A 26,554-nucleotide genomic window follows, 5' to 3' on the forward strand; every position below is an offset into this window, starting at 1 on the left:
GCTATTGAGTTATTTTTACTTTTTATTGATAAAAAAGCTTTTTACAGAGGCATTTTTCTGTATGTGTTCAGTGCAGTGTTTTTTTTGTCCACTTTCTTATCAAGAAAAAAATGGGATAAAGTTCATTATTAACCAGTAATATGAACAGATACGTTTCTCTTTTAACACAAAAAATCAACGACTTGAACGTACGACAGATACAAAAAGTTAAACGATACATTTAGGCTTTATCTAGTAGTTAAATTTTACCTATTACCCCCCTTAAGCCCCTAAGCATCCTACCAAACGGGTTCCTATTGTTCTTGCTGTGCGAAGTAGATGTTCAACAATTTATAACACTTTACATGACCATTCTGTAACGCCAAATAAGCAGGTACCTTATTAAATCTGTTCTGCTGCGATAAAGCCCCTGCTCGTATGAGTTCTTGCACCACTTTGATATGGCCATTTTGAGCCGCAAGGTGCAGCGGTGTATTTTTATAATGGTCTACTACATTGATTGCTGCTTTTGCACCTAAAATAGCCCTTACACAAACTTCACAGCCCTTTTGAGCAGCGAGATGCAAAAGGGTTTCTCCTCTTTTGTTCCTGACATTTACCCTGGCACCATGACGTATAAGCATCAAAACACAATCGACATGTCCATGCTTAACTGCAGCATATAAGGGTGTCTCATTCAATTGATTAACCATATCTAACTTAGGTTTGCTTTTCATAACCTTAGCCAGAAGTGGTTGATCTTTAACTTTGCCTTTAAGCTTTTTAGTGATAGAATGCTGATTTTGATCGGCTGCAATCAAGGCCTCTACACAATCTAAATGGCCATTAGCAGCTGCCAGGTAGAGTGGTGTTTCTTTTACCCGGTTGTAGACCCTCACCTGGGCACCTGCTTGTATCAATGCCTTCAAACAAGCTGTGTAGCCTCTTTTTGCCACCACATGCAACGCCGTAGCACCTGACTTTTTTGCCATATTCACCTTAGACTTTGCTTCAATAAGTGCTTGCAAAGCAGCCAAATCCCCTAGTTTCGCAGCTATATGTAGGGGCATGACTCCCCACTGATTGGCTATATTCACTGGTGCACCAGCTTGTATAAGTGCTACACTAGCATCGATATTTTGGAATGCAACAGATAAATGCAGTGGAGTATTTTGAAACCTATCGACAATAGAGAGCCGCACACCAGCCTCTATCAGTGCTTGTAAACACCTTATATTCCTACTTTTAGCAGCCATATGTAAAGGTGTAAAGCCTATATGGGTAGTGGCGTGAGGATTGGCACCCGCTTTTAACAACTTATCTAGACAACTATCGTGTCCATAGAAAGCAGTGAGATGAAGGGGAGTTTTATTGTGAAAATCTGAAGCATCTATAACAGCCCCTGCCTCAATAAGCTGCTCGACACAAATACAATGCCCTGATCGAGCGGCCCAATGTAAAGGGGTGCGCTGCTTTTCACCTATTAGGTGTATATATGCTTCGTTAATAGCAATCAATGCTTTTAAACAATCATGCTTACCATATCGAGCGGCTAAATGCAAAGGGGTATTTTGTTCTTTATTGCGAACCGATGGATTCCCACCTGCCTTTAATAATAGATTTAAACAATCCAAATGGCCAGCTAAGGCAGCAGCATGTAAGGGTGTATTGAGGCCGTCTGCTGCATGAATATCTGCCTTATGCGCTAATAGCTCCCTTAACACAGCGAGTTTGCCATGTTGAGCCGCTATATAAAGGGGTGAAATGCCACTAGGCGTAACCGAATTTACGTTAGCATGGTTATGGATTAATAACTGTATGGAGGCAACATTACCACTTTGTGCAGCCGCATGCAACGGCGTAAACTTATGGTGCTTCGTAAATACCTGCACTTTTGCACCTGCCTTTATTAAAGTTTGAACAGATAAAAATGAACCGGATAAAGCAGCATAATGTAAAGGGGTTAGATCATCATTATCAAACCCATCGACATGTGCGCTCTTTTGTATTAAATAGTTCATACATGCCACCTGACCAGCTTGCGCCGCAACATGAATCGGCGTTCTACCTAGGCAATCGGTAAGCTGAATGGTAGCACCAACTGCAATGAGCTCACGCATAATGGATAGATGCCCATGCTGGGCAGCAAAATAGAGTGGTGTTCTACCTAGGTAATCCACTATATTAACTTTAGTCCCTACATTGATAAGCTCTTGGACACAAAGTAAATGACCTCTAGCAGCAGCAATATGCAATGGACTCATCTTGTTTCGGTCCAATACCTGTACATTTTTGCCAGCAGCGATTAAAGAACGGATATGGGCTACATCCCCCTTGGCAGCTGCTAAGTGTATCTCTATAGGCGCTATATGCTTTTCTACAGGTAGCGATTGAGCAATTGTAACCTGATCAGATGGGTTGACCAGCTGTTGCGTACTCCCATAGGTAGAATATATAGCATGGATATAGGACCCAATAGAGACGCCAAACAGTAAGATTTTCTTGTTAAACATATTATTTTGTTTTTATGCATGGCTAGATTATAGCCAATATATAAAAAAAAGAAAGTGTATAAAACGCAAATCAAACCATAACAGCTGATTGTTGAAGCGTAGCTTCTATTTACCCAGTTATCGAACTTCGCTTTCTGATCATATTTTTTTATAATGGGCATTTTTTTTGCAACATAACCCTAACGCTGCATGGACCTATCATAGGGTAAACAAGGGGAGTATTAAGTCAAAAATTTCAATACAGATCAGAACAATTTGATAAAAATTGATTAGATTCATAAAATAGTAAAGACCACCAGGTGGCCATCTTATGAAAGGATTGCCTTTGGACATGAACTATTTCGTACCAGGTGCAGCACAGTAGGCCATTTTATAGCCTCAAAGAGACCATCTAGTAAGGTTCCTATAAACACCATTAATTATTATATCATGAATCGATTTGAAGAATTAAAAACATTAGTACTTTCCTTAGAAGATGAGTTTCATAAATTCTACGAGAAAGACAACAAAGCTGCTGGAACCAGGGTTCGCAAAGGCATGCAAACGTTAAAAAAAATTGCGCAAGAAATCCGCACACATATATCGGCATCCAAGGCCTCTATGGAAGAGCTAAAGGGAGATAAATAAGTTGCATAAATACACTTAGCAGCTACAAATGGTGGCGTATACGAACGATCCATTTACGCCTCTGTACTAGCATAGATTTACCTGAAGCTGATGCTATGGCCTGTTCAGATCGGTGGTAAAAAGACATCTATACTACACTTTTGACTTGTCTAAAAGTGTCCAAAAAAAAATCAAGCGACCGGCAAAAAATTGCTAAAAGTGTCATCTTAGGTCTCTATTCAGGACTATGGCAAGTCAGATTGTATCTGTTCACGATACTGCTTAATAATGACTTTTATCTCACTTTTTTCTTGATAAAAAAGTGGACAAAAAAACCAGTGACTGGAACAGATACCTAATAAAAACCATTGCGCTGAACACATACAAATTTCATGGGAGCATCTAAGTATTTACACAATATTTAGAAAGACCCTGACCACACGGATGTATCTTTCCTTGGGGCGAATGGAGAGAATTTATTTCTGTTCAACAGGGTTGCCATTTGGATCCGTTTTTAAAGACTGTTCTTTAAACATAAAGAAAAAAGCTTTTACTGGATTATCCAAGTTTTTAACAAATAGAGCGCCATCCTGGTAAATACCGTTAGTTTTATGTCGCTTCATCGATAGAGGAGTTCCTTGATTTAAATGTACGTCATGTACCCTGGGACGGTAAATAATTGTATATTCTTCTTAGTTTTAATCCATGAGGAAGATTATCTTCTTCTTGTTCCTGGTCTTCACTGTAAAACCCTCCCATTACATATATATAACACCCTGGCTTAATATATTGATCTAAAAGCATTGATAATACTTTCGTAAGCTTTGGTTCTAGTGATATGAGTTGACCGATCTATACCACATTACTTCTTAAATAATCAAGTTTATAATCTTGAGACAGTTCGTTTAAATTAAACAATCCTTCATCTGTTAGTTTTCCTATATTTTCTAATAATGGATGATTAAACGCATCATTGAAATATACCTTTACATTAGGGTACGCATCAGATTGAATATCTATATTAACCTGATATTCTTTGTTATTGTACTTTACAATAAGATTGTGATGTGTGAATGTATTTTTTGTATGGTCCTCTAAATCTTTTTCAACCATACCTTTTAATAAATAGTAATTTTTTAACACAGACTTAGTTTGTAATTATACCCTTATATACGTGTTATATGGCTCTAGTGCTGATTATAGCACCTAGTAAGGTGATAAATTATCTGAATTTCTACAAAATTAGCTATAGTTATTCAGATAACTACTTAGAGTAAAGATGATGTGTAAGGAAACCTTAGATCGCTTGTATAACCCAAAATAATATATTACATATGCAGACAGGCCTGTTGTCTGACCATTCAGATTTTTCCGTTCCTAGTAAAAAATTACTAAACTATAATGGGGTTGATTTATTCAGACAAATGGTTATCGTTATATGCACTTAATGTATCTGTTCAAGTCACTGGTTTTTTGTATGTGTTCAGCACGATGGTTTTTTTGTCCACTTTTTTATCAAGAAAAAAGTGGGATAAAGTTCATTATTAATAAGTATCGTGAACAGATGCTTTTTTTATATATATCACTACGTACCTACCCCGCTGCTGCACCCGCTTTAGCAGCTACCAAAGCCTCAAATTCACTTTTAGAGTTGACAACCAACTTTTCATAACGGCGCATACCCGTTCCGGCAGGAATTAAATGACCTACAATAATATTTTCTTTCAATCCTTTTAGCCTATCATACTTGGCACTAATACCTGCATCACTCAACACCTTAGCTGTTTCTTGGAAAGAAGCTGCAGATAAGAAACTTTCTGTCGCCAAGGAGATTTGGGTAATACCTTGCAACTTTGGTTGCGCAACGGCTAATTCTACTGGCTTGGCTTCAACAACCACTAACCCCTGCTGTTTTAGTTTATCGTTCTCTTGTTGCAACCTACTAGAAGAGACAAATTGCCCCTGCTTAAATAATTTAGAATCACCAGGATTAAGCACAATGGACTGATCACGAACCCTATCATTCTCTTCAAAGAACTTAACCTTATCAATCACTTGCCCATGCAATAGGGTTGTATCACCTGGATCAAGTACCTCTACTTTACGCATCATTTGTTTAATGATGATTTCAATGTGTTTATTATTGATTTTCTCACCTTGTAAACGATATACGTTTTGTAACTCATTCATAATGTATTCCTGTGCAACGAGTGGACCTTTTGTAACCAAAAGATCAGCAGCAGCTACCGCACCATCTGTAATCACCTCTCCTACTTTTACATAGTCGTTGTCTTGGACCAAGATATGCTTAGACAATGGGATCATATACTTGACCTGTATGCCTTCTTTAGATTCAATAAAAATTTCTCTATTGCCTCTTTTAATGCCCCCATAGGTTACCACGCCACTTAACTCACTAATAAAAGCTGTATTGGCAGGCTTTCTAGCCTCAAAAAGCTCGACTACACGAGGTAAACCACCTGTAATGTCTCGAGATTGATTGATGATACGAGGCACCCGAGCAAGCACCTCTCCTTTATGAACCTTGTCACCTACTTCTACGGCTAACTGCGCTTTCACAGGAAGGGTATACGAAGCAATGGTTACGCCTGCCTCATCACATAAGACTACACTTGGATGTTTGGTTTTATCCCTAGACTCAATCATGACCTTTGCTTTCCGGCCAGTTTGTTCATCAAATTCTTCTTGATAGGTAATCCCTTCTTCAAGGCCTAGGAAGTTCACTACGCCATCCTGGGTAGCCAATAATACCACATTATAAGGATCCCAATGGTAGAGCTCTTGATCATAGCTTACCGCTTGATTGTTTTTGACTTTAAGATGTGAACCATAGGGTAAATGGGTACTGGTTAAGACTTTTCTTGTATCTGCATCCAAAATTTGCAGCTCCGAAGAGCGGCTCATAACAACTTCTACGCCCATTCCATTTGCATCTATATAACTGGTCACCATCAGGTCTTCAAAATTGACAACCCCTGCATACTTGACTTTAACCTTCGCATCAACGGTCACATTAGACGCAATACCTCCGACGTGGAAGGTTCTCATGGTAAGCTGTGTACCAGGCTGCCCAATAGATTGTGCCGCAATGACCCCAACTGCCTCGCCCACAGATACCATATTACCTGTAGCTAAATTGCGCCCATAACATTTTACACAAACCCCTTGCGGTAAATCACAGGTCAAGACAGAACGTACCAAAACGGCCTCTAGGCCAGCGGCCTCTATGCGCGCAGCCATTTGTTCACCAATGCCGTTGCCACGTGCAACGAGCAAAACGCCCGTTTGAGGATCCAAAATATCTTCGACTACTACACGCCCGAGAATACGTTCTGCAAGTGATTCAACCACCCTATTCTCTACTTTCACAGCGGTTACGTGAATGCCTTTAAGGGTACCACAATCCTCTTCCACAACGGTTAAGTCTTGTGCTACATCGACCAACCTTCTCGTTAGATAACCTGCATCTGCTGTTTTTAAAGCGGTATCCGCCAACCCCTTTCTCGCGCCATGCGTAGCAATAAAATACTCAATCACATTCAACCCCTCTTGGAAGTTAGAAATAATAGGGTGTTCAATAATTTCTCCTACTGCCCCTTGGGTACTTTTTTGAGGCCTACCAATTAAGCCTTTCATACCGCCTAACTGACGCACCTGCTCACGAGAACCCCTTGCACCGGAAATCATCATCATATAAACGGAGTTAAAGGCATCTTGATCTTGCTCTAACTGTTCCATGAGCTGATTGGTAATACGGGTATTGGTTCTGGTCCATACATCAATTACTTGATTATACCTCTCATTATCGGTGATCAAACCCAACATATAATTCCCCCAAATAGATTCCACTTCTGCAGTAGCTTGGGCAATGAGTTCATTTTTATTAGCCGGTATCTTTACATCATCAAGACCAATGGTCATTCCTGCCTTGAATGCAGTATTAAAACCTAAAGCTTTAATGTTATCTAAAAACGCAACGGTAACGACTGTACCAAATTGACTGTACATGTCGGTTACAATGCGCTGCATGTTGCGGACATTAAGTGTCTCATTGACAAAGGCCATACCGGCTGGACAATATTCGTTGAAGAATACCCTACCAACCGTGGTCTCTATAGAATGATAGGCAACACTGCCATCTGCATGCGTAATAGGCAGACGTAATTTGATATAGGCATGCTTTGAAACTTTTTCATGGGCTAAGGCCATTAATACCTCCTCAGGTGCATAAAAAGACATACCCTCTCCTAGTACCACATCACCGGACCTACTACGCCTTCCTTTAGTGAGGTAATGTAAGCCTAAAATCATGTCACGGGAGGGAATGGTAATAGGAATACCATTGGAAGGATTCAACACGTTATAAGATGCCAACATCAGCAATGAAGCTTCGGCAATGGCTTCCTGGCCAAGGGGAACATGGACGGCCATTTGATCCCCATCAAAGTCGGCATTGAAAGCGGTACAAACCAAAGGATGCAATTGAATGGCTTTACCTTCAATTAATTTAGGTTGAAAGGCTTGGATACCCAATCGATGGAGGGTAGGCGCACGGTTCAATAATACAGGATGGCCTTTCAATACATTCTCTAATACATCCCAAATAACAGGGTCTTTTTCCTCTATTAATCTTTTGGCAACTTTTACAGTTTCTGCTACACCACGCTCTATAAGCCTGCGTATGATAAAAGGCATAAATAACTCAACGGCCATCTCTTTAGGTAGCCCACACTCATGCAACCGTAATTCAGGCCCTACCACAATAACCGATCTGCCGGAATAATCCACACGCTTACCAAGCAAGTTCTGCCTAAAACGACCTTGCTTCCCTTTCAACATATCTGAAAGGGACTTTAGTGGTCGAATACCCTCTGAAGCAACAGAATTTACCTTACGGGAATTATCAAATAAAGAATCAACGGCTTCCTGCAACATACGCATTTCATTGCGTATAATGATCTGAGGGGCCTTAATATCCAATAACCGCTTGAGTCTGTTATTCCTAATAATCACCCTTCTATAGAGATCATTCAAATCAGAAGTAGCGAATTTACCACCGCCTAATGAAAAAAGAGGACGTAACTCAGGAGGAATGACTGGCAAGATACGCATCACCATCCACTCTGGACGGTTTTCTACTTTTTTATGGACATCCCTAAAACCTTCTACAATTTTTAGCCTTTTGACAATTTCAATGCGGCGCTGCTGTGAGGCATCGGTCAATAGCTGCTCGCGCAAATCAACGGAAAGCTTTTCTAAGTCAAGCCCCTTGAGCACCGCTTCAATCGCTTCTGAACCAATTAGGGCGATAAACTTATTAGGATCTGAGTTGCTCAGTAATTGGTTTTCTAGAGGAAGCTGATCTAAAATATTGAGGTACTCATCCTCAGATAACAGATCCATAGCGGCTACCCCCTCGTCTTTTTTGATACCAGGTTGAATCACTACATAACGCTCGTAGTATACAATCTGTTCCACTTTTTTAGTAGGTATACCAAGCAAATAGCTAATCTTACTAGGAAGGACTCTAAAATACCAGATATGGGTGACCGGAACCACTAACTCAATGTGGCCCACCCGTTGTCTACGTTGCTTTTTTTCTGTAATCTCAACGCCACATCGATCACATACAATGCCTTTATAGCGAATACCTTTGTACTTGCCACAATGACATTCCCAATCTTTTACAGGGCCAAATATACGCTCACAAAACAACCCTTTCGTTTCAGGTTTATGTGTTCTATAATTAATGGTTTCTGGCAGCGTCACTTCTCCTGATGAACGCGACAAAATAACCTCTGGAGAGGAAAGACTGGCAATAATGCCAGAAAATTGAGTGGATTGTGCCCTATTTCTTTTAAACTTCATACGGTTAAAAGCGATGTTAAATATGGAATGTCAAACTGACTAGTATCATACAAGTGTAATTTCAAGTCCTAGGCCTCTTAGTTCATGAATCAATACATTAAATGATTCGGATAAATTGGGTTTTGGAATATTATTACCTTTCACAATGGATTCATAGGCTTTAGATCTTCCGACTACATCATCTGATTTGGTATTGAGCATTTCTTGTAATGTATAGGCAGCGCCATAGGCTTCCAATGCCCATACTTCCATTTCACCAAATCTTTGTCCACCAAATTGGGCTTTACCACCTAATGGTTGCTGGGTAATCAAAGAATAAGGCCCTGTAGAGCGTGCATGCATTTTATCGTCTACCAAATGGGCCAACTTGAGCAGGTAGACTACGCCAACGGTAACTTTTTGACTAAATGGCATACCCGTCCCACCATCATAAACGGTTGTTTTACCAAAAGCAGGTAAGCCAGCTTGATCTAACTCACTGGAAATCTGATCTAAGGTCATCCCCTCAAAAATAGGATTGATATACCGTTTACCTAACTGATCACCGGCCCATCCTAATACGGTTTCATATAACTGACCTAAGTTCATACGGGAAGGTAAGCCCAGTGGACTTAATACAACGTCTACCGGCGTACCGTCTGCTAAGAAAGGCATATCCTCTTGAGGCACTATTTTACAAACAATACCTTTATTACCATGCCTTCCGGACATCTTATCACCCACCTTAAGCTTTCTCTTTTCTGCAATATAGACCTTCGCTACTTTTACCACTCCCTTGGGCAACCCATCACCCGCTTCTAGTGTAAATCGGTCACGTTTAAAACGCACAATAGAGGCAACACACTTTTTAACATAGTTGCTTGCAATACGCTGCACCAACTCATTTTTAGATGGATCAGCTGTCCAATTACTCCATACAAGATCCCCAAGTAAATTGGCTTCTGCAGGCACATTGTAAAGAGATTCATCACGATAGATATTTTTAGAAGGGAAAAGTTTTTCAGCAATTAATAAGGAGGTGAGTTTGGTACCCTCTGCGATAATCCCATCGCCAAATTGGTGATAAATACCACTAGTAACGATGCCATCTAACACAACAGACAACTTTTTAATGGCTATATCACGTAGTTTGAGCAAATGCTTGGTATGTGCTTTTTTTAATAATTCCAGTTCTTTTTTAACTTTTTCTTTACTTTCCTTACTTCTTTCAGGGCTAGAAAAAATTTTCGTATCGATGACAATACCTTCCATACCAGATGGAACACGCAAAGAGGTGTTCTTGACATCGCCTGCTTTATCACCAAAAATAGCTTTCAAAAGCCTGGCTTCTGGGGTAACATCTATCTCTCCTTTTGGGGTAATTTTACCAATTAATATATCCCCTTCTTTGACTTCTGTACCTACCTTTACAATACCATCCAGATCCAATTTGGCAATCGCTTCTTCACTTACATTTGGAATTTCATTGGTCAACTCTTCTGCACCAAACTTGGTATCTTTTACCTCGAGAATAAATTCTTTGATATGGATAGAGGTAAAGACATCATCCCGCACAATACGTTCAGAAATGACAATACCATCTTCAAAGGTATATCCCTTCCAGGATAAAAAGGCTACTTTTAAATTTTTACCCAATGCCAACTCGGCGTTTTTAGTCGCATAACCTTCACAAAGCACCTGACCTTTTTCTACACGGCTTCCCTTAGAAACAATGGGCGATAAGTTAATGCAAGTACTTCGATTGGTACCTCTAAACTTATCCATGGAATAGGTCACCGAAGCTTCATCAAATGCAACGAGTGCTTCTTCTGCTGAGCGGTCATATTCCACTACAATTTTTCTACTGTCTACGTAAGTAACCCTACCACTACCTTCTGCAATAGGCAAACCCCTAAACTCTTTTGCCACTCTTTTTTCTACACCGGTGCATACAATCGGTACATCTGGGCGGATCAAAGGAACGGCCTGACGTTGCATGTTAGAACCCATCAATGCACGGCTGGCGTCATTGTGCTCCAAAAATGGAATCAAAGAGGCAGCCACTGAAGCAATCTGACTACTGGAAACATCCATATAATTCACTTGCTCTGGTTTTACCAACGGATATTCATCTCCATTGCGGACCTTTACACGGTTATCTAGCATAACGCCATCTCCATCCAGCCTTACATTAGCTGGAGCAAAATTGCCATGCTCTTCTTCTGCTGCATTCAGGTAACAAATGTCACCGCTTAAATCTACTTTACCATCCGCTACCCGGCGATAAGGTGTTTCAATAAAACCCATACTGTTGACACGTGCATACATACAGAGAGAGGAAATCAAACCAATGTTCATACCCTCTGGGGTTTCAATGGTACACAACCTGCCATAATGGGAATAGTGCACGTCACGGACCTCAAAACCGGCGCGGTCCCTAGAAAGTCCACCAGGTCCTAACGCAGATACACGACGCTTATGGGTAATCTCCGCCAGTGGGTTGACTTGATCAATCAACTGGGACAGCGGATTGATACCAAAGAAAGAATTGATGACAGAAGAAAGGGTACGTGCGTTAATGAGATCTGCAGGTTTAAACAGCTCATTATCTCTAATATTAATGCGCTCCCGAATGGTTCTAGCCAAACGAGAAAATCCTACGCCAAATTGGGTAAAAAGTTGCTCACCAACTGAACGAACCCGACGATTGCTTAAGTGATCAATATCATCTACTTCTGCTTTACCATTGACCACTTTGATGAGGTAGTGAATAATTTGTACGATATCTTCTTGTGTTAAGACACAGGTCTTGATTGGAATGTCCAGGTTTAATTTTTTATTGATCCTATAACGACCTACCTCACCCAGGGTGTACCGCTTACTGCTAAAAAAAAGGCTTTCTACCACTTCACGCGCCGTTTGCTCATCCGGTGCCTCCGCATTACGCAACTGACGGTAAATTTGCTCTATAGCCTCCTTGGTATCATTGGTACTATCTTTCCCAAATGAATTATAAACCAGGTGGTAGTCTGCATATACTGCTTCTGATTTATGCAAAATAATAGAAGCAACTTGAGCAGATAAGATTACCTCTATAACTGCTTCATCCAATACCGTATTGCGCTCTACAAGGACTTCATGGGTGGTGCGTACATATTCTTCACCAGTTTCTTCATCTACATAACACTCCTCACAACTTTTTAGAACCCGAGCAGCTAACTTACGACCCATCTCTTTTTCTAGCACGGCTCTAGTCGCCTTTACTTCATCGGCAAGGCCAAAGATATCTAAAATATCTTTATCGCTACTATACCCAATGGCACGCAACATGGTGGTAATGGGAATCTTCTTTTTCCTATCTAGGTAGATATACATCACCGAATTGATGTCAACCGAAAATTCAATCCAAACCCCCTTGGCAGGCACCACTTTAGCAGAGTAAACATTTGACCCACTAATGTGCTTATTCTGAAAAAAGAAAATACCAGAAGACTTATGCACCTGAGAAACCACCACACGCTCCACACCACTTAAAATAAACGAACCCTGATCAGTCATATAGGGTACATTACCTAAAAAAACCTCTTGCTCCACACCTTCATACTTTCCAGTATGCTCATCATTTTGCAATAAGCGTAATTTTGCTTTCAAAGGAACATCATAGGTCAACCCACGCTCAATACACTCCCGAGGCGTATATTGGGGCAGCTCTAGATTGTAATCAATAAACTCCAGAATATAGTTCCGCTTAGCGTCTTCAATAGGAAAATGCTCCATAAAAACCTTATAGAGCCCTTCATTGATTCTATTCTCTGGACTAACACCCAGTTGAAAAAAGTCTCTAAACGACTTTAACTGGATTTCAAGCAAATCAGTATAGTTTGCAGGGGTATCAGCAGAAGGCATATGGCAATTTTGTTTACTAGATGTTTTTTTTTCTTCACAAAGGTGTAACAAGGTTACTTTAACTCAACCTCTGCACCAGCCTCTTCTAATTTTCGTTTCATCGTCTCTGCCTCTTCTTTAGGCAGGTTTTCCTTCATCGTACCTGGCACGCCATCCACAAACTCTTTTGCTTCTTTCAGCGTCAATCCTGTAATTTCTTTTACCAGTTTAACCACCGCTAGCTTAGCAGCACCCCCTGATTTTACAACCACATCAAAGGTTGTTTTTGCTGGCGCTGCTTCAACTGCAGCAGCAGGACCAGCTGCCATCATCATAGGAGCAGCAGCAACAGGCTCAATACCATAGTCATTTTTCAAAATATGAGCTAGCTCATTTGCCTCTTTAATCGTTAAATTAATCAGTTGTTCGGCTAAAACTTTTAACTCGGCCATAATTTATAAAGGTTTATACAATTTAGATAGATAAAAAATACAGCAACACTCCTTAGACGTCTTTCGAGACGCTCCTGGCCTTTTGCACGTCGATCCGGTGCTTAAACCCTCACGTATAGCTCATACGCTTCGGTTTTATGCGCCGTGTCTCCTACACATTTCCGCATAAGCGGGTTACGCAAGCAGCCGCTTATGAAGCAGATGCTTTCGATAAAGTTTCTACTACGCCCATTAAACGTCTTTCTCCAGATTGAATCGCAGTCACAACATTTAAGATAGGTGCTTTCAAAAGTGTGATTATATCGCCCAAAATCTCTTCTTTGGATTTTAGGTTACTCAATGCATCTAAGTGTGCTGCGCCAATAAATAGATCACCGTGAACAGCCGCACCTTTCAACACCGGAAAACTTAATTTTTCAACTTCCAAAAAAGCTTTTAACATTTTTCCGGGCGCACGCCCGCTGTCACGGCTAAACAAAATACCAGAAAAACCTTTCAACACACCTGAAAAAGCGCCCACATAGGCGGCACATTTTTCAGATCGTTCCAGCGCTTTCTGGATCAATGTATTCTTAGCTACTTGATAAACTATATTTTGATCCGCACAATTTTTTCTAAACTTGTTTACCTGCTCTACGGTGAGACCCATAGCGTCTATCACATAAAAACAGTCAAAAGTGGAAAATTTTTCTGCTAGACCTTCGATAACCTGTAATTTTTCTTCTCGTTTCATTTTTCTAAAGCCCAACGGCAATGCTCCTATCTACGACAACGCCTCTACTCATCGTGCTAGAAAGGCTAATACTATTTACATAAAGCCCTTTTGAGGAAGCAGGCTTTAACTTAACAATTGCTCGTAACAGCTCCATCACATTCTCTACGATCTTTTCTTGGGAGAAAGATACACGACCTACACTACTATGTACAATGCCATACTTATCCACCTTAAAACTGACCTTTCCGCTCTTGACCTCTTGGACCATCTTTGCGACATCCATAGTTACCGTGCCAACCTTAGGATTAGGCATTAGGCCACGCGGGCCTAATATTTTACCCAACTTGCCCAGTTTAATCATAACAGTTGGCATAGTGATAATCACATCTACATCCGTCCACCCCGCAGCTATCTTTTCTATATAGTCATCTAACCCTACATAGTCAGCACCAGCCTGTTTGGCTTCCTGCTCTTTATCAGCTGTACAGAGTACTAAAATTCTGCAAGATTTACCCGTTCCATATGGCAACAATACCGTTCCCCGGACCATTTGATCAGATTTTTTAGGATCTACACCTAAACGAACTGCAACATCCATGGAGGCATCAAACTTTGTAAAAGTATTTTTTTGCACCAACTGAACAGCCTCGCTTAAACTATAGGCTTCTTTGGAAGCAACCGTACGTTTATCTCTTTTTTGAATGGCCATTTTCCTATCTTTTATTTAACCCAAGGCGCAGTACCTTGTACCGTAACACCCATACTTCTTGCTGTTCCAGCGATCATGCGCATAGCCGCATCTACATTTAAGGTATTTAAATCTGGAAGTTTATCCGTTGCAATTTGCCTAATCTGCTCCCAGCTAATCGTAGCCACCTTACGCCTATTAGATTCAGGGGAACCTTTTGTGATGCCCGAAAGCTTCATAATAGAAACAACAGCAGGGGATGTTTTAATGATGAAGTCAAAAGACTTATCTTGATAAACGGTAATGATGACAGGTACAATTTCTCCTTGTTGATCCTTTGTTCTGGCATTAAACTGCTTACAGAACTCCATGATATTGATACCCTTACTACCCAATGCTGGACCTACTGGTGGAGATGGATTGGCTGAACCACCCTTAACCCGCAACCTTACATAACCTAAAACTGGCTTAGACATACTATATGCATTTTATAAAAATCATTAGCGCAGATGCGCCCCTTTGACTAGATTGCTTGCACAATGCACTTATACAGAGGGACTTGCAGAAGAAACGACGCAGAAAAGCACAACGTAAGCACTATACGTGAGGGCTTAAGCACCGGGTCAACGTGCAAATGACCAAGCAGAAGGCACATTGCCAACATAGTCTACTAAAAAGTCTTTTTAACCTGCGTGTAACTTAACTCTACAGGTGTACTCCGCTCATCAAAAATTTTAACCACTACATTGAGCGTTTTCTTTTCTTCAAAAATCTCTTGCACTTTGCCAGAAAAACCGGAAAAAGGGCCGTCTATGATTTCAACTACCTCCCCTAGCGCAAAAATAGCATGCAATTTTAGATCGCTAGGTTCAATACTATTGGTTTTACCTATAATACGGTCTACTTCCGCCTGATTCAATGGAACAGGCGTACCACGCCATCCTCTAACCCCTAAGAAACCTAAAGCACCCGTTATACTTTTCAGCAACTGTACCAGAAGCCCATTGGATAAATCTGCTTGCAAGAAGATATATCCAGGAAACAAATGTCTATTTTTTACATATTTTTTCCCAGCACGTACTTCATATACCTTTTCATAAGGTATGAATAACTCACCAACAACAGGCTGCAAATTATTTTTTACAAGCTCTGCCTGCAGATTAGCCTTTATTTTTTCTTCTTGCTTAGCAACTACTTTAAGCACATACCATTCTAACGCATTCATTCAACTCGTCCATTTGACCTCTTTCATAATCTATTTCTAATGGCAATTTTGGTAACAAAGCTGATCTATACTCCTCAAATACATCTAGTATTCTTCGGTGCACGACTGACCTTCTCCTAAAAATTGCGCATTACAAATAGATTATGAAAGAGGTCCATTGTTTAAAAAGCATTATAAAACCAGACAAAAGCTTTTTTTAAAGACCAATCCATGAGCCCAATAAGAAGCGCAAATATAAAGGAGGCTACAAGCACAAGCACCGCACTATTTTGCAACCTATGGTAGGGAGGCCAAGTAATCTTATACCTTACTTCCTGTATCAGATTCTGTATAAATATCTTTGCTTTTGACATATTATTTGATGCACGGGTGGAGAGACTCGAACTCCCAGCCTATGGTTTTGGAGACCATCACTCTACCAGTTGAGCTACACCCGTATTGTTTATACCATGAAATTAAAAGCAAAACGAAACCAGCTCTTACTAGGATAAACAGGCAACTAGAAAGTAGGCAAATGGATTACTCAACAATCTCAGTCACCCTTCCAGCGCCAACCGTTCTACCGCCTTCACGAATCGCAAAACGCAACCCTACCTCCATAGCAATGCTGTGGATAAGCGTAATTTCTAGGTTCACATTATCACCTGGCATAACCATTTCAACGCCTTCAGGCAGTTTTACTTCACCCGTAACATCTGTTGTCCTAAAGTAACACTGCGGCCTATATTTGTTAAAGAATGGGGTATGACGCCCTCCTTCTTGTTTTGTTAATACATATACCTCAGCTTTAAACTTACTATGTGGCTTCACACTGACTGGCTTACAAATGACCATACCACGTTGAATAGAAGACTTATCAACCCCACGCAACAGTAGGCCAACATTGTCACCAGCCTCACCCCTATCCAAGTTTTTACGGAACATTTCAACACCCGTAACTATAGAAGTCAACTTTTCCGCCCCCATACCAATAATCTCAACAGGACTACCTGTTGTAATCACACCTTTTTCAATTCTACCGGTTACAACGGTTCCACGACCTGTAATGGTACATACCCCTTCTACAGGCATCAAGAAATCTTGATCTACCAATCGTACCGGAAGCGGAATATAGGTATCTACCGCCTCCATCAACTCCTCTACTTTAGCTTCCCACTGTGGCTCTCCATTCAAAGCACCCAGCGCAGAACCGCGAACAATAGGGGTATTATCGCCATCAAATTTATAGGTATTCAAGAGTTCTCTAATCTCTAGCTCCACCAATTCAAGCATTTCAGGATCTTCTACCAGATCGACTTTATTCAAAAATACGACGATACGTGGCACACCAATTTGACTGGCCAAAAGAATATGCTCCCTGGTTTGAGGCATCGCACCATCTGTAGCTGCTACTAAGAGAACCGCACCATCCATTTGCGCAGCACCCGTAATCATATTTTTAACATAATCCTTATGGCCTGGACAATCCACATGGGCATAATGCCTATTTTTGGTTTGGTATTCTACGTGCGCAGTATTAATGGTAATACCTCGCTCTTTTTCCTCTGGAGCCGCATCAATAGCTGAAAACTCTTTTTTCTCTGCCAACCCTGCTTTAGCTAAAACAGTGGTAATAGCAGCCGTAAGCGTGGTTTTTCCATGGTCAACGTGCCCAATGGTACCAATGTTCACATGGGGCTTTAACCGATTAAATGTCTCCTTTGCCATAGTTTATAATTCTTTAGATTTTCAATAAAAAACGCACTTATTCAATATTTTTTGAATCTACCTAATACCAACCCCCCCTCAATCCTACTCCAAAATGGAGCCAATGACGGGACTTGAACCCGTGACCTCTTCCTTACCAAGGAAGCACTCTACCACTGAGCTACACCGGCCCTATAGAAACCAAAGAGCGGGAGACGAGGATCGAACTCGCGACCTGAAGCTTGGAAGGCTGCCGCTCTACCAACTGAGCTACTCCCGCTTGATTATACCCGCACTGCCCCTACTGACACTAGTGGGGAGAGAAGGATTCGAACCTTCGAAGCTTACGCAACGGATTTACAGTCCGCCCCAATTGGCCGCTCTGGCATCTCCCCAATTGCAGTAAAAAAGATAGAGAAAATATAGTATAGTAACCAACCAAAGAGGTCAAGCAAATCTACAAAAAATATCCCTCTCTTACAATAGAAATAAATGCATCTGTTCACATTACTGGCTAATGATGAACTTTATCCCACTTTTTTCTTGATAAAAAAGTGGACAAAAAAATCAGTGACGTGAACAGATACCTAATAAAAACCACTACGCTGAACACATACAAATAAATTACAGGCAAAAAAACGCCTATGTTCAATATTTATTATAAAGCCATCAGATAGTCCTACACCTAAGCTAGGCTATATAAGATCTACATACATACCGAAAGAAAAAGGCCTAAGCGAATTGGCATGATCAGGACCCTGGTTTTTCTCAAAAAGGGGCGTTAAGTGAAAACCACCTGTTACACCAAAACGGCTATACCCGATTCCAACTTGGAAACCGAAAGCATATTTCTTTAGATTAAAATAAGCATGTTCAACCAAGGAAGCCCCTGAATCACTATATTCTTTATAATCAATCAACATCGAAGCACGTCGACGGAAACCAAGCCTCACCCCCAACCAAGTATGAAAGCCTGCCTTAGGGTCATCTAAAACACTATTGAACCGTAATCTAAACAAGAAATCAATAAAAGGAATCTTAAGTGCAGTACCTAATATAGTCTTACCCTGCTTATGCTCCATTTCTTCACACAATGTACGCGATTCCGACCTCCTTATCAGCCTTGGATAAACCGGCTTACCGTCACGATCTTGACCTTCTGTACCGGCAAAAGCATAATGCAACGTACTCCAACCTAGCCCTGCACAAAAAGCAAAACGAGATTGATTGAGGCGTATAGCATACAACATAGCGCCATTGCCACGCAATAAACCAGACCAATTGAATTTTTTCATGCTATGAAACGGTATAGATTGATTCGAATCTAAATTGTATAAATAATCCATCCGCAACAGCTCCAGCATAAAGCTGGGATAATTTTGTACAAGTGGCAGATAAGCATCAGATGGATTTTCTAGGCTATCCACAGCAACATGCGCTGGCTCATCGGGAGCAACTGCATGGGTAACATGAGCAAAAATAAAAAACAATAACAAAGGAAGGAGCTTCTTTTTCATGTAAATAATGATATTATAGTGTATTATAGTGCATAAATATTACCTAACAAAGGTACTTTTTTTTTTAAATATGTCAAAACATTACTTTGAAATAAATTTTTGTTTGTTAAATTTGCATAACAGTTTAAGGATGGACTTGTAGCTCAACTGGATAGAGCACTGCACTACGGATGCAGCGGTTAGGGGTTCGAATCCCTTCAAGTCCACAAGATCACGCATCCAACGGCGCCAACTTTAAGGTTTTTTTATCCCACTTTTTAAAAAAAATTCATTAAGTTGACGCCATTGGCTGAACACATACTAAAAATGCCTTTATTGCACCACCACTGTACCAAGTTGTTTGGCAATGCTGCACTCAGAATCTTTAAGCAATTGGTGGACTTTGAGTAGTTCCATTTCTTCATCTGCAGGCAATGCTTGTGTAAGAGCTGCTCTATTTTCTTCAATAAGCTCTTGTACCAAGCGAATCTTTAACCGAAGGATAACCTCTAAACTCAGTCTTTGTGCATTTTGCCCTTCTTCCATCGTATAAATTCCATATTTTTTGACCCAAGCTTCACTAATATCATGAGGAGAGGCGGTTAAATCAATGGCTATTTTTCTAATGGCGGCTTCCTTACTATCTAAACAGCACTGCATATCTACCAAACCACCTTGCTGAGCGACCGCTTTACAATAATCAAAAAGTACTTTGCACTCAGTAGATCTAAAGGCTACATCCGCTAACTCCAAGAAAATATAGGTATACAATGGTTTGTCTTCCGCTACTTTTGTTGCACCATAAGCCAATAGAATGCGCATAATTTCTCGTTCATAGGCTTCAATGCTTGCCGTAAGCTTACTGGTTAAAGGAAGGTTTTTGGGGTCTACATATGGGTTGGTTATGGGTCTCCCATGAGGCGTAGCAAATGTTTTTTTTTGCCGCCACACTGGCATAGATTTATGCAGTAATGCACGATAGGTCGTTACAAGTACCTCTTCTTCTATAGCAAAGAGCTTGCTGCATTTTTTCAAAAATAGGGTGCGCGCTATTTCATCTGGAATGGCAACAATGCTTTGCACGATCTCCCGTATCGCTTTTGCTTGTGCCACTGGACTCTGTTCAACAGAAAGTAAAAACCCAGCTTTAAAGGTAATAAAGTCTTGAGCAGAACAATGGATATAATGGTTAAAAGCATCTACACCTACTTTACGGAGATAACTATCTGGATCCTCCCCGGAGGGCAACAATATAACCTTTACCTCAAGACCCTTGGTCAATAATTTATCTATGCCACGCACCGCAGCTTGCATACCCGCTTGATCTCCATCAAAGACTAAGGTCACCTTAGCGGTAAAACGATAGAGCGCATCTATCTGGATTTCTGTCAGCGCCGTACCGGCAGAAGCAACTACTTGCTCTACCCCTGCTCTATGAAAGGCCAATACATCGGTATACCCTTCCACAAGGTAACAATTGCTGACCTGCTTGATAGATTGCTTGGCAAAAGAAAGCCCATATAGTAAGCTCCCCTTTTGATAAACAGGGGTTTCGGGTGAATTAATATACTTAGGGCTATCTACAGCAGTAGACTGCTTACGTACCTCGGTTGCTAATGGCCATTCGGGTGTGGGATCTTGCCTGCGCTCAGCACATACAGCCACGTACCCTGTCGATTGCGCTTCTTCTAAAGATTGTATATCAGAAGTAGATTGCGCAGGCGTAACCATATGACGCGCGCCAAAGGCAACGACTTGTCCACTACTATTATGAATAGGAAACATCAACCTGCCTCGAAAACGGTCATAAACCTTCGTGCCATTTTGGACCACCAAGCCTGCCGCAACCAATCGCTCTAAGGTTACGCCTTTTTCTATGGCAAAGGTATAGAATCCATTCCAGCTATTCAGGCTATACCCCAACGCAAACTTTTTGGCTATTGCAGGTTGAATGGCCCGTTGCGCCAAATAGGGCAGGGCTACTGTAGCTGCTTCTGGATGATGCCACAGTAGATCTGCATAATAATTTTTAGCTAAATTCAATAGCATGTAGAGACTTTCTTTGGCTTGATAAGCCTGCAAGTCCTGCATACGCGTTTCCGCTGATGCAACTGGTATGCCATACCTTTGGGCAAGAGCGGTAATGGCCTCTACAAAGGAAACACCCTCTATCTGTTGTACAAAAGTGATAACATCTCCAGCAGCATCACATCCAAAACATTTGTAAAATCCTTTTGTAGGAGATACCGAAAAGGAAGGGGTCTGTTCATGATGAAAAGGACAACAGGCCCAAAAATTTTGCCCTTTTTTTTTAAGGGATACAAAATCAGCTACTACCTCTTCAATGCGCGCAACGCGCTGAACGGCTTGAATGGTTGCTTGACTAACGATCATAGTAAGTATATTGGGGCATAAAGCTATTTTTATACTGTACATCTAGGCCGCCTGCGAAACGCTACAACAGCTGGTAATGGGCAGTGCGAACCGATACCTTTCCATCAACCTCATGTAGAATCGCTGTTATCCTGCATAGCTTTGTTGTATGTACCGGTAAAATTTGCATGCGGATGTTGAGTGTTATCGCATTATGCAAAACAAAAATAAAAAATAAACTAGATTTTACTCCAGAAAAAATAGACCTTGTATCTACAAGTATTGCATGCATTTAAAAAATGTAATCATGCATATCTATTCACATTACTGGTTAATAATGATTTTTATCCCACTTTTTTCTTGATAAAAAAGTGGACAAAAAATCAAACCCTCGGTAAAAAGTGGCTGAAAGTGCCATCTTACAGATGGAAAAACAGAAACCGCCCCCAAAGGGGGCTTCAAAGGAAACTGTTTTTCGACATCATCTGTAAAATGCCACTTTCTAAACCGAGACTTTTTACAGGGGCGTTGTTCTTTATAATGCAAAAAACCAGTGACTTGAATAACAGATACCTGTCATTTTAATGGGCGCTTGCTTCCATTGCGTCCATTTAAAGCGTTTATGTCCGCCGATAAAAAAGAACTTGTCGGACATGAGCAACGACGTATACGCGTTAACCATTTCTATCTCTGTGTTAGAATAAATGTCCCTGTTATCTAAGCAGAGAGAGTCACCCCTCCCCACTTGGCTTCAAAACCGTACGTAACAGTTTCCCGTTATACGGCTCCTCTATAAGTTGGGGTTTGTTATACATACTTCTCCATCTAAAACATCTTGAAGCTTACTAAATGTACTTTCATAGCTTGTGATATTGATTATATCCATGTATACCTAACATTTTGTTCGTCCATAACATATAACCAATACTCATAACTTTACTTTCCAAATTATAGTGTTTACGTCTGTATATCCTGAGTATTAACTCAGGATATGGCTTCTTAAACAATCCTTCCATATATCAGCATACGGCTGGCTAACTCATTATTATCTTAATGATAAGTAAGATAGTAAGAGCTGCATTGTGGTTACTCCGTTCCACATTTTCCTTTCTCGTTAAGTTTAGAGTCTTACTATTTGACCGAAGCTGAGAACATCTATAACTAAAGTAACTTAACCTTTAGTTCCTATTGTGCTTCGTAAATTTTGTTTTATGCGTTTCAACCTTATTTCCCATATTTGGCCTAACGACAATTCTGACATAAGTTTCTCTCGTAATCTTGCTTAACTCTGTTTGAAGGGATTTGCTATAAGGTTTAACATTACCTGCTTTTATCTCTTGCTTCCATCCTAGAGGGTACCAGACTCTAAAACGTGAGCTATACATTATCCCTGATGTTTGGGGAAGAGGGAATTTAACCCTCACGCTTTCGTGACTTCGGATCGCACTAACGTTGACGCCAGTGAGCACACACTTCCTTGCCTCTTGAATCAATGTATGCCTTTGATCAAATAAAAAGTACAATCCCCTTACCTTAAGCGATCCGCATTAACCAGTTGCTCGTCTTTTTTAATATGATATCGTGCAAATAAACTAGCTATTAAGGCGATAATAGGCAGTATACTACCTATTGGATAGCTGCTACATCCACCCAGAAGATAGGCTGCATCAGCTTTTTTAATCAGCATAAAGATCAAGATGAGCAATACAACCAATGTGCGGCTTATACCAGCAACTAAACGAAGTTGTAACTTTCTATTATCATGCCGTATAATGGTATATACTGCGGTCACCATAAGACAACAGGCTAATAAAGCAGACGCAACATAAGGGAATATAATATGCTGCCCCGTAGAAACGATCAGTGCATAAGACTTCATGGTACAAACATAACCCCAATCTACTTTCACCCAAACTGAAACCTTAAGGAAGGCAACCATAGCCATACAGACTACCCCCAAATAAAGGGATTGAATTCTTTGAATCATGCGCAATACGATAATAAAAGAGAGAAAAAAAATAACCTAAAGCATTAAGCCATACCAAAAAATTGCATGGCTATAATAGCCTATCCATTTTAATAGGCTACTACATATGTTTCTATTATTTTTTAAGAGGAGCTATGTTTCTATCTCATACCGGATAGAAGCGGTCTGGACGGGACTCGAACCCGCGACCTCCTACGTGACAGGCAGGCATTCTAACCAACTGAACTACCAGACCTTAAAATTTACATGAACTGTTCCATTCAAATACAAATGTAAGGCATAAATTACTATTTATCAAAAATAATAATCGTTTTATATAGGAAAATAATTGCAAGTTCAAACTCTCTCATGTAAATTCATGGCATGATAATGAACTTGTTATCTATATAAAGGTGTTGATTGGGCTAATGACCACCCACTCATCAACCTAAATGACTGCATCATTTTTAAATCAGTATATACTATGACTAAAGCAGAGGTAATTTTAGCAATTTCTCGTAAAACGGGTATTGATAAAGAAGATGTCAAAAATACGTTAGATGAATTATTTCGTGTGATTCAAAGTGCTGTAACAGATAATCATCGGGTGCATTTTAGTGGATTTGGTAGTTTCTCTAAAAAAAAGCGAGCTAAAAAAATTGGACGCAATATTAGTACCAATACCGCTATTGTGGTAGAAGAACACTACATCCCATTTTTTAAGCATTCTAAATTCTTTGCAGCAAAAATTAAGGCTGCTGGTTCGGTATAATTTTTATAAAACTAAATAAATAACTGGTCAAGGTTATATGGCTAAGCGCTCGATAGTAAAAGATACAAAGCAATCTATAGGGGGCACATATAGCACGATCCATTTAGGTAGATGGTAGGTTCTAGTCTATCAAATAGATAGATACAAAAACCTTTTTATGCTAATTATTTTATATCCATTCAGCCGTATGGAAACACTAGCTAGAAACAATAATAAAGAGGTGATCAATGCTCTTAGTATCTGTTCACGCAATGGCGTCAACCTAAGGAATATATTTTATTTATTGTCAAATAAAAACATCTATTCTCGCCATTGGTTAATAAGGCATTTTTATTTTACTTTTTGCTTGGTAAAAAAGTAATAAAAAATCAAGCCCTCGACAAAAAGTCGCTGAAAGTGGCATCTTACAGATAGAAAAACAGGAAGCACTCCCTTTGGGGACTTCAAAGGAAACTTTTTTTCCTAATCATCTGCATGATGACAGTTGCTACACCGCGACTTTTTACAGGCGTGTTGTTCTTTTTTAATGCAAAAAAACAGTGACTTGAACGACAGATGTCTAGTATTATTTGCCATTGAGTTGAACAAGTACTTAGTTAAACTGGTTCATGGCATAAACCATGCCTTTATTGGACCAAGCCATCAATATTTGGCTTGCCCTATCTAAGTGGCCATCCATATCTTGTAATTCTTTTGTATTAAAATTGGCCAATACAAAATCGGCAAGGCCCCCTTTAGGAAAATCATTCCCAATACCCACGCGAAGACGAGGATAGTGATCTGAAGCTAAAGCCTCAGCAATACTTTTTAAACCATTATGGCCTGCATGAGAACCCTTGGCCCGCAAACGCATTGTACCGAAAGGAAGGGTGCTATCATCTACAATCGTTAAACTCTGCTCAATGGGTATGTTTAAGTGATGCAACCAATACCGAACGGACCTACCACTGTCATTCATATAGGTTGTAGGCTTAATCATATAGACTTGATGATGGTTGTAAGCAAAAAAGGCAACAGCAGCCAATCTACCTACTCGAAATGCAACTTTTTGTTGAGCTGCTAGATGATCTACTACTAAAAAGCCTACATTATGTCTGGTATAAGCATATGCTGCACCAATATTACCCAAGCCAACCAACAATACCTTCATAGACTATTTTATGCGCCCAGACCAATAGCTTACCCGCTATCCTTTCAGCCAATGCCGTTAGACTTTTTTTGAAACATACAAAAGGTGATTTGCTACTTTTTACCTTTTTTCTCTTCTTTACTCGCTGCACTACGCAATGCCCTTGGAATTTCAATAGAAGCCACTGGTGTATTAGGTAAAGCTAAAATCGTATAGTTTGCTACTGGAATTTGGTGTACGCGTACAATTTGTCCTAAGTCCAGATCAGAAACATCGATATCTACCATCGATGGCATATCCTTAGGATAAGCAGCAATCGTTAACTTCCTTTGTTTTTTAGAAAGCACTCCCCCTTTGGCCACACCTATGGCTTTACCAACAAAGGCAGTAGGAATCTGCATTTTAATTTTTTTATCATCAAAAATTTGCAAGAAATCCACGTGCAACATCATTTCACTTACAGGATGGAATTGCATTTCCTGTAGAATACACCTGTAAACAGATCCTTCAATGTTTAAATCTACAAAATGGGCATAAGGTGTGTAAACCAAATCACGTAAAAAAACCATAGGCACATAAAAATGCAGTTGCTCTGACCCGCCATACAACACACCCGGAACTTGTGCAGCTGTGCGTAACTTTTTAGACTCAACCTTACCGAGATTCGCTCTTTTATACCCTAAAATCTCTATTACTTTCATATCTATCGTTTATAATCAATTTAAAAATAAAATATTTCTAATACGCATGCACCCAGGATTTAACCTACCGCTACCGTAATTTAACCATTACTTAATAAAACCAAATTTAATAAAAAAACCGAGATAAAAAAACAGCTATAATGGACTGAATTTTTCAGACATATTTTTCTTACTTTTCTTTCCTATTTTTCCCCTTTTCTAGGCTACCATTTTTAAATGATTAAGATAAACGTTCATAGGTTTTTGATAGTTAATACTAGAATGAAACCTTTGGTAATTATATTTAGTAATGTAACTATTAATTCCCTTTTTTAGGGATTTAATAGTTTTAAACTCATTTATAAAGAGGTAATTATATTTTAGTGTTCTAAAATGTAGTAGTTAGGATTTAATCTGACAATTGTTAAATTATGATGATATAAATCTTAACTACTATGAACTTACATCAAAAAATTATCAAGCCTAAATTAGGGTTATTGGAACTAGCTAAAACATTAGGC

General features: G+C 40.0%; 20 protein-coding genes, 6 tRNA genes and 1 pseudogene. 3 read left to right on the forward strand and 24 right to left on the reverse strand.

What is annotated here, in order from left to right; translation table 11 throughout:
* Positions 1–293 precede the first annotated feature (293 nt).
* Positions 294–2,492: an ankyrin repeat domain-containing protein gene (locus NLX65_RS01215; RefSeq protein ID WP_260536315.1), complete on the reverse strand. Its 2,199-nt coding sequence runs from the start codon at positions 2,490–2,492 to the stop codon at positions 294–296.
* Positions 2,493–2,921: 429 nt separating this feature from the next.
* Between NLX65_RS01215 and NLX65_RS01220 the strand changes: the two genes are divergently transcribed.
* The gene (locus NLX65_RS01220; protein ID WP_260536317.1) at positions 2,922–3,119 is read left to right on the forward strand and encodes a histone H1; all 198 of its coding nucleotides are present in this window, start codon (positions 2,922–2,924) and stop codon (positions 3,117–3,119) included.
* 455 nt (positions 3,120–3,574) lie between these two features.
* On the opposite strand, the gene NLX65_RS04070 is transcribed toward NLX65_RS01220, so the two are convergent.
* The 16 genes from NLX65_RS04070 to NLX65_RS01295 all read right to left on the reverse strand — a co-directional run bounded on the left by NLX65_RS04070 (position 3,575) and on the right by NLX65_RS01295 (position 19,134).
* Positions 3,575–3,778: a DUF2278 family protein gene (locus tag NLX65_RS04070; RefSeq protein WP_445083368.1), complete on the reverse strand. Its 204-nt coding sequence runs from the start codon at positions 3,776–3,778 to the stop codon at positions 3,575–3,577.
* Between the two features lie 172 nt (positions 3,779–3,950).
* Entirely contained in the window at positions 3,951–4,241 is a 291-nt protein-coding gene (locus NLX65_RS01225) for a DUF2278 family protein (RefSeq protein ID WP_260536318.1), read from the reverse strand.
* 450 nt (positions 4,242–4,691) lie between these two features.
* Entirely contained in the window at positions 4,692–8,987 is a 4,296-nt protein-coding gene (rpoC, locus tag NLX65_RS01230) for a DNA-directed RNA polymerase subunit beta' (RefSeq protein WP_260536320.1), read from the reverse strand.
* 45 nt (positions 8,988–9,032) lie between these two features.
* Positions 9,033–12,872 carry a DNA-directed RNA polymerase subunit beta gene (gene rpoB, locus NLX65_RS01235; protein ID WP_260536344.1) on the reverse strand — a complete coding sequence of 1,280 codons (3,840 nt, stop codon included), beginning with the start codon at positions 12,870–12,872 and terminating at the stop codon, positions 9,033–9,035.
* 53 nt (positions 12,873–12,925) lie between these two features.
* Positions 12,926–13,303, reverse strand: coding sequence for a 50S ribosomal protein L7/L12 (gene rplL / locus NLX65_RS01240; protein WP_260536321.1), 378 nt, complete (start codon positions 13,301–13,303; stop codon positions 12,926–12,928).
* Between the two features lie 190 nt (positions 13,304–13,493).
* Positions 13,494–14,036: a 50S ribosomal protein L10 gene (rplJ, locus tag NLX65_RS01245; RefSeq protein WP_260536322.1), complete on the reverse strand. Its 543-nt coding sequence runs from the start codon at positions 14,034–14,036 to the stop codon at positions 13,494–13,496.
* Positions 14,037–14,040: 4 nt separating this feature from the next.
* Positions 14,041–14,727, reverse strand: a complete 687-nt coding sequence (rplA, locus tag NLX65_RS01250; RefSeq protein WP_260536323.1) for a 50S ribosomal protein L1 — start codon at positions 14,725–14,727, stop codon at positions 14,041–14,043.
* A gap of 11 nt (positions 14,728–14,738) precedes the next feature.
* Complete coding sequence (gene rplK, locus NLX65_RS01255; protein ID WP_260536326.1) at positions 14,739–15,182, reverse strand: 50S ribosomal protein L11; 444 nt, start codon at positions 15,180–15,182, stop codon at positions 14,739–14,741.
* A gap of 194 nt (positions 15,183–15,376) precedes the next feature.
* Positions 15,377–15,931 carry a transcription termination/antitermination protein NusG gene (nusG, locus tag NLX65_RS01260; RefSeq protein ID WP_260536327.1) on the reverse strand — a complete coding sequence of 185 codons (555 nt, stop codon included), beginning with the start codon at positions 15,929–15,931 and terminating at the stop codon, positions 15,377–15,379.
* A 161-nt stretch (positions 15,932–16,092) separates the two neighbouring features.
* Complete coding sequence (secE, locus tag NLX65_RS01265; RefSeq protein ID WP_114910404.1) at positions 16,093–16,284, reverse strand: preprotein translocase subunit SecE; 192 nt, start codon at positions 16,282–16,284, stop codon at positions 16,093–16,095.
* Between the two features lie 11 nt (positions 16,285–16,295).
* A tRNA-Trp gene (locus NLX65_RS01270) sits at positions 16,296–16,368 on the reverse strand.
* Between the two features lie 82 nt (positions 16,369–16,450).
* The gene (tuf, locus tag NLX65_RS01275; protein WP_260536328.1) at positions 16,451–17,638 is read right to left on the reverse strand and encodes an elongation factor Tu; all 1,188 of its coding nucleotides are present in this window, start codon (positions 17,636–17,638) and stop codon (positions 16,451–16,453) included.
* A 95-nt stretch (positions 17,639–17,733) separates the two neighbouring features.
* Positions 17,734–17,808 (reverse strand) — tRNA-Thr (locus NLX65_RS01280).
* A gap of 16 nt (positions 17,809–17,824) precedes the next feature.
* Positions 17,825–17,897: transfer RNA gene (locus NLX65_RS01285), tRNA-Gly, on the reverse strand.
* Positions 17,898–17,931: 34 nt separating this feature from the next.
* Positions 17,932–18,012 (reverse strand) — tRNA-Tyr (locus NLX65_RS01290).
* A 300-nt stretch (positions 18,013–18,312) separates the two neighbouring features.
* Positions 18,313–19,134, reverse strand: coding sequence for a hypothetical protein (locus NLX65_RS01295; protein WP_260536329.1), 822 nt, complete (start codon positions 19,132–19,134; stop codon positions 18,313–18,315).
* A 132-nt stretch (positions 19,135–19,266) separates the two neighbouring features.
* On the opposite strand from NLX65_RS01295, the gene NLX65_RS01300 reads away from it, so the two are divergent.
* A tRNA-Arg gene (locus NLX65_RS01300) sits at positions 19,267–19,340 on the forward strand.
* Between the two features lie 106 nt (positions 19,341–19,446).
* Here NLX65_RS01300 and NLX65_RS01305 read toward each other — a convergent pair.
* The 4 genes from NLX65_RS01305 to NLX65_RS01320 form a co-directional block, all read right to left on the reverse strand.
* Positions 19,447–21,507 (reverse strand): DNA primase, encoded by a 2,061-nt coding sequence (locus tag NLX65_RS01305; RefSeq protein ID WP_260536331.1) that lies wholly within the window; start codon positions 21,505–21,507, stop codon positions 19,447–19,449.
* Positions 21,508–21,810: 303 nt separating this feature from the next.
* Positions 21,811–22,032, reverse strand: a complete 222-nt coding sequence (locus NLX65_RS01310; RefSeq protein WP_260536334.1) for a hypothetical protein — start codon at positions 22,030–22,032, stop codon at positions 21,811–21,813.
* A gap of 982 nt (positions 22,033–23,014) precedes the next feature.
* Positions 23,015–23,473: a DUF4293 domain-containing protein gene (locus NLX65_RS01315; protein WP_260536336.1), complete on the reverse strand. Its 459-nt coding sequence runs from the start codon at positions 23,471–23,473 to the stop codon at positions 23,015–23,017.
* A gap of 161 nt (positions 23,474–23,634) precedes the next feature.
* Positions 23,635–23,708, reverse strand: a tRNA-Asp gene (locus NLX65_RS01320).
* Between the two features lie 228 nt (positions 23,709–23,936).
* Here NLX65_RS01320 and NLX65_RS01325 point away from each other — a divergent pair.
* Positions 23,937–24,224: an HU family DNA-binding protein gene (locus NLX65_RS01325; protein WP_114909993.1), complete on the forward strand. Its 288-nt coding sequence runs from the start codon at positions 23,937–23,939 to the stop codon at positions 24,222–24,224.
* Positions 24,225–24,816: 592 nt separating this feature from the next.
* Here the strand turns inward: NLX65_RS01325 and pth are convergent.
* From pth to NLX65_RS01340, 3 genes and pseudogenes are all read right to left on the reverse strand, one after another.
* Entirely contained in the window at positions 24,817–25,374 is a 558-nt protein-coding gene (pth, locus tag NLX65_RS01330; protein WP_260536338.1) for an aminoacyl-tRNA hydrolase, read from the reverse strand.
* A 92-nt stretch (positions 25,375–25,466) separates the two neighbouring features.
* Positions 25,467–26,054, reverse strand: a complete 588-nt coding sequence (locus NLX65_RS01335) for a 50S ribosomal protein L25/general stress protein Ctc (RefSeq protein WP_260536340.1) — start codon at positions 26,052–26,054, stop codon at positions 25,467–25,469.
* A 198-nt stretch (positions 26,055–26,252) separates the two neighbouring features.
* A pseudogene (locus NLX65_RS01340) lies at positions 26,253–26,414 on the reverse strand (integrase core domain-containing protein); the annotation flags it as partial.
* Positions 26,415–26,554 lie beyond the last annotated feature (140 nt).

Origin of the sequence: Candidatus Cardinium sp. TP (genome assembly GCF_025215055.1) — a bacterium.
Lineage (GTDB): Bacteria > Bacteroidota > Bacteroidia > Cytophagales > Amoebophilaceae > Cardinium.

Coding starts and splice junctions, on each gene's coding strand:
- NLX65_RS01215 (WP_260536315.1), bottom strand. CDS start 2,492: ATGTTTAACAAGAAAATCTTACTGTTTGGCGTCTCTATTGGGTCCTAT.
- NLX65_RS01220 (WP_260536317.1), top strand. CDS start 2,922: ATGAATCGATTTGAAGAATTAAAAACATTAGTACTTTCCTTAGAAGAT.
- rpoC (WP_260536320.1), bottom strand. CDS start 8,987: ATGAAGTTTAAAAGAAATAGGGCACAATCCACTCAATTTTCTGGCATT.
- rpoB (WP_260536344.1), bottom strand. CDS start 12,872: ATGCCTTCTGCTGATACCCCTGCAAACTATACTGATTTGCTTGAAATC.
- rplL (WP_260536321.1), bottom strand. CDS start 13,303: ATGGCCGAGTTAAAAGTTTTAGCCGAACAACTGATTAATTTAACGATT.
- rplJ (WP_260536322.1), bottom strand. CDS start 14,036: ATGAAACGAGAAGAAAAATTACAGGTTATCGAAGGTCTAGCAGAAAAA.
- rplA (WP_260536323.1), bottom strand. CDS start 14,727: ATGGCCATTCAAAAAAGAGATAAACGTACGGTTGCTTCCAAAGAAGCC.
- rplK (WP_260536326.1), bottom strand. CDS start 15,182: ATGTCTAAGCCAGTTTTAGGTTATGTAAGGTTGCGGGTTAAGGGTGGT.
- nusG (WP_260536327.1), bottom strand. CDS start 15,931: ATGAATGCGTTAGAATGGTATGTGCTTAAAGTAGTTGCTAAGCAAGAA.
- secE (WP_114910404.1), bottom strand. CDS start 16,284: ATGTCAAAAGCAAAGATATTTATACAGAATCTGATACAGGAAGTAAGG.
- tuf (WP_260536328.1), bottom strand. CDS start 17,638: ATGGCAAAGGAGACATTTAATCGGTTAAAGCCCCATGTGAACATTGGT.
- NLX65_RS01295 (WP_260536329.1), bottom strand. CDS start 19,134: ATGAAAAAGAAGCTCCTTCCTTTGTTATTGTTTTTTATTTTTGCTCAT.
- NLX65_RS01305 (WP_260536331.1), bottom strand. CDS start 21,507: ATGATCGTTAGTCAAGCAACCATTCAAGCCGTTCAGCGCGTTGCGCGC.
- NLX65_RS01315 (WP_260536336.1), bottom strand. CDS start 23,473: ATGATTCAAAGAATTCAATCCCTTTATTTGGGGGTAGTCTGTATGGCT.
- NLX65_RS01325 (WP_114909993.1), top strand. CDS start 23,937: ATGACTAAAGCAGAGGTAATTTTAGCAATTTCTCGTAAAACGGGTATT.
- pth (WP_260536338.1), bottom strand. CDS start 25,374: ATGAAGGTATTGTTGGTTGGCTTGGGTAATATTGGTGCAGCATATGCT.
- NLX65_RS01335 (WP_260536340.1), bottom strand. CDS start 26,054: ATGAAAGTAATAGAGATTTTAGGGTATAAAAGAGCGAATCTCGGTAAG.